The 3,417-nt window shown below is 44.8% G+C and carries 4 protein-coding genes; 2 read left to right on the top strand and 2 right to left on the bottom strand.

Annotated elements, in window-relative coordinates:
- Together C7B77_RS26375 and C7B77_RS29435 are read left to right on the top strand one after the other, a co-directional pair.
- Positions 1 to 1,468: transketolase C-terminal domain-containing protein (locus C7B77_RS26375; RefSeq protein WP_106311987.1), on the top strand; the 1,468-nt coding region annotated here is incomplete at its 5' end.
- A 444-nt stretch (positions 1,469 to 1,912) separates the two neighbouring features.
- Positions 1,913 to 2,092, top strand: a complete 180-nt coding sequence (locus tag C7B77_RS29435) for a hypothetical protein (RefSeq protein ID WP_146138535.1) — start codon at positions 1,913 to 1,915, stop codon at positions 2,090 to 2,092.
- 390 nt (positions 2,093 to 2,482) lie between these two features.
- Here the strand turns inward: C7B77_RS29435 and C7B77_RS26370 are convergent, their stop codons facing one another.
- Both C7B77_RS26370 and C7B77_RS31775 read right to left on the bottom strand, forming a co-directional pair.
- Positions 2,483 to 2,995: a transposase gene (locus C7B77_RS26370; RefSeq protein ID WP_106311990.1), complete on the bottom strand. Its 513-nt coding sequence runs from the start codon at positions 2,993 to 2,995 to the stop codon at positions 2,483 to 2,485.
- Between the two features lie 249 nt (positions 2,996 to 3,244).
- Positions 3,245 to 3,417: type II toxin-antitoxin system VapC family toxin (locus C7B77_RS31775; RefSeq protein WP_146138534.1), on the bottom strand; the 173-nt coding region annotated here is incomplete at its 5' end.

Below are 3,417 nucleotides of genomic sequence, written 5' to 3'. Positions count from 1 at the left end.
GATGTGTATAAGAGACAGGGCGATGGCTAACCCTGGTAAAATCGCTTTCTGTTTGGGTTCCGATGGCTCCCAACAAGAAGGTAACGATGCGGAAGCCGCACGTTTAGCTGTCGCTCAGAATCTCAATGTCAAACTGATTATCGATGATAACGACGTCACGATCGCGGGTCATCCTTCCAAATATCTCGTTGGTACTACCGTTGCTAAAACCTTAGTCGGTCACGGTTTGCAAATCCTCGAAGGGAATGGCGAAGATATCGACGACTTATATGCACGAATCTGTCAAGCTGTCAATACTGCTGGGCCGATCGCGATTATCAACCATCGTCCCATGTGCCCTGGTATCGTTGGCTTAGAAGGCTCTACCCACGGACACGACGTAATTTCGGTCAAACTCGCGATCGAATATCTCGAATCTCACTCTCAGCAAGCAGCCGCCGACCACCTCAAAGGCATCGTCGCACCCAAAAATACCTACACATTCATGGGTTCGAGCGATAAATGGGATGCCAACCGCAACGTCTTCGGCGATGCTGCTGTTGCGATTCTCGGTCGGATGAGTGAAGCCGAGCGCGTCGAAAAAGTGAAGGTCATCGATAGCGACCTAGAAGGCTCCTGCGGTCTGAAAAAGATTCACGACGCCTATCCTGAAGTCTTCGTTTCCTCCGGCATTATGGAGCGCGGTAACTTCTCCGCCGCTGCTGGTTTCGGGATGGAAGCAGGCAAACAAGGGATTTTCGGCACCTTCAGCGCATTCTTAGAAATGTGTATTTCCGAAATTACGATGGCGCGGTTGAACAATTCCAACGTCCTCAGCCACTTCTCCCACTCTGGGATCGACGATATGGCAGACAACACTTGCCACTTCGGTTTGAACAACATGTTCGCCGATAATGGTTTGAGCGATGGTTATGATACCAATCTCTACTTCCCCGCCGACCCCAATCAAATGCGCGCTTGTTTGGAAACAATTTTCCACAATCCCGGCTTGCGATTTGTATTCTCCACTCGTTCTAAAGTACCAGCGATTTTAGATACAAATGGTAAGGAATTCTTCGGCGGCGATTACAAGTTTGTCTCTGGTAAAGATGAAGTAATTCGTGAAGGTACTCAAGGCTATATCGTCAGTTTTGGCGAAGCTTTATACCGATCGTTAGATGCAGTCGAACGCCTCAAACAAGAAGGCATCGATATCGGTCTGATTAATAAGCCGACATTGAATTCGATCGATGAAGAGATGATGGCAAAAATTGGTAAATCACCAATGGTTTTAGTCGTCGAATCTTTCAACCGCAAAACTGGTTTAGGCAGTCGCTTCGGTTCGCAGTTATTGGAACGCGGTTATAAGCCTAATTACAATCACCTCGGTACGCATATCGAAGGTTGTGGCGGTCTCTGGGAGCAGTTCCCACATCAGGGTATCGATCCGGCTGGGATTATGGCTGCGGTTAAGAAGTTGATGGGTTAGGAGATTTTAGGTTTTGAGACGCACGAGTTGGAATTTGATTCCGGCTCGTGCGTTGTTTTATACAACAAAGTCAACTTTAATTATGATGGCTATGTTTGATTGGATGAGTAATCATCCCCAATGTTTACCACACAAATAAATTTTATAGCAATCGCCAAGGCGATTAGGACAGCGATTGAAATCGCCGCTAGTGATGCAAAGTCCGCCTTCGCGGACTAAAATGTCCTAACCAATGTGGCGGTTGCTATAACTGATTTTATTTGCTCGGAGATTGTGATAACAGTTTTTGTGATACGACCCCACTGTATAGCCTGTGCAATTCATTAATCGCATCTGCCACAGATGATGTCTTTATGTGAATTGTAATCTTTTTAGGTTGACCGTTCTCGAGTTCGACCTCAAATAAAAAATCCATAGATATCCTATCTTAGAGAGACTAAAATCATGTTTAAAGTCATGATATCAGTAGTACATGTCTATAATGCCCTCAAATGCTGTCCTTATAGACAAAGGTTGCTAAATTCCAGAATAAACGAACCCGCCCAACCCACCAGCGAATTATCGATCGCGCTCGATTGCGATCGTGATTATGTTCGCTCGATCGTTGGAATTCATGGATGGTGACGATCGATCGGTTATCAGTGGGGAGGGCGGGTTTGATTTAGATTATTGGAATTATGCGGAATCGATCTCATAAACCCGCCCCTACGAACCCGTGCAGGCGAATGTGTGGGTGGGGATAAAGGTCGATCGTATATTATCGGATCTGTAGGGGCGGGTTTATGCTAGAAATCATCGCCAAATTCCAGAAATTGTGAACGAACCCGCCCAGCCCAGCCAGCAGATATCGATTACCTCCGGTAGGCTACGCCAACGCGATTCGATCGTGCGGAGGTAATAATGTTCGATCGATTGTGATAATTTACGATCGATGACATGCGATCGGTTATCGGTGGGGAGGGCGGGTTTGATTTAGATTTTAGAATTATGCGGATCGATGGCATAAACCCGCCCCTACAGATCTGTAGGGGTGGAGGGTTGGTTTTGGTTGTTTTTATCTGCGTCCCAATTGCGGGGATTATTCATAATATATTGTCTGACACGATCGAGTTCTAATTCGTTTCTAATAATGCGATCGTAATAATTTCTTTGCCAGACTGGAATACCACGCAAACCCCGTTCTTTATTAATTGCTTTGGCTGAAAATGTTTTAAACCCTCGAATAATTTCGGAAATTGACTTCGTGCTACCCGTCGAAGATTCTAAGATAATAATGCCATGTAGATGATTGGGCATCACGATCGATTCATCGATGATGATATTTGGATGATGCTGTGATAATTGTTGCCAATGCGATCGAGCAAGCTCGCCTAATGTGTTTAATTCGATCGCTTCGTTGACGATTTCACCAAATAGATATTCTCGATCGTGGGTACAAATAGTAATAAAATAGGCACCAGATCTAGAATAATCGTATCCATTGAGTCGGATCGATTGCCGATGATGGAAATCTGGATTATATTTCATCGTGCATAACAATTAAATGTAATCCAGAATTATACATGATTAGATCGATCGTATTTATTTTTGGATCTGTAGGGGCGGGTTTATGCTAGTAATCATCGCCAAATTCCAGAAATATCGAACAAACCCGCCCAACCCCACCAGCGGGTATCGAGCGGGTTTCGATTATGGGGGTAATAATGTTCGATCGATTGTGATAATTTACGATCGATGACATGCGATCGGTTATCGGTGGGTGGGGATTCGATCGATCTAAACCGTCCAATCTTCTGTTACTAATTTTGGAACTTTGCTAAAATCGCGAACATTACGAGTCAATAGCACCAAGTCACGAGAAATAGCAATGGATGCAATTCTCAAATCCATTGTCGATACCCGAACTTTTTGCGATCGTAACTCATCAAACATCGCAATCGCTTCAGCAT

The sequence above is a fragment of the Chamaesiphon polymorphus CCALA 037 genome (genome assembly GCF_003003845.1).
GTDB classification, from domain to species: domain Bacteria; phylum Cyanobacteriota; class Cyanobacteriia; order Cyanobacteriales; family Chamaesiphonaceae; genus Chamaesiphon; species Chamaesiphon polymorphus.
This window is presented reverse-complemented; position numbering and strand designations above follow the sequence as displayed.

What these genes read in the sequence shown, in the direction of transcription:
- C7B77_RS26370 (WP_106311990.1), bottom strand. Translation starts at nt 2,995, where the DNA reads ATGAAATATAATCCAGATTTCCATCATCGGCAATCGATCCGACTCAAT.
- C7B77_RS29435 (WP_146138535.1), top strand. Translation starts at nt 1,913, where the DNA reads ATGTTTAAAGTCATGATATCAGTAGTACATGTCTATAATGCCCTCAAA.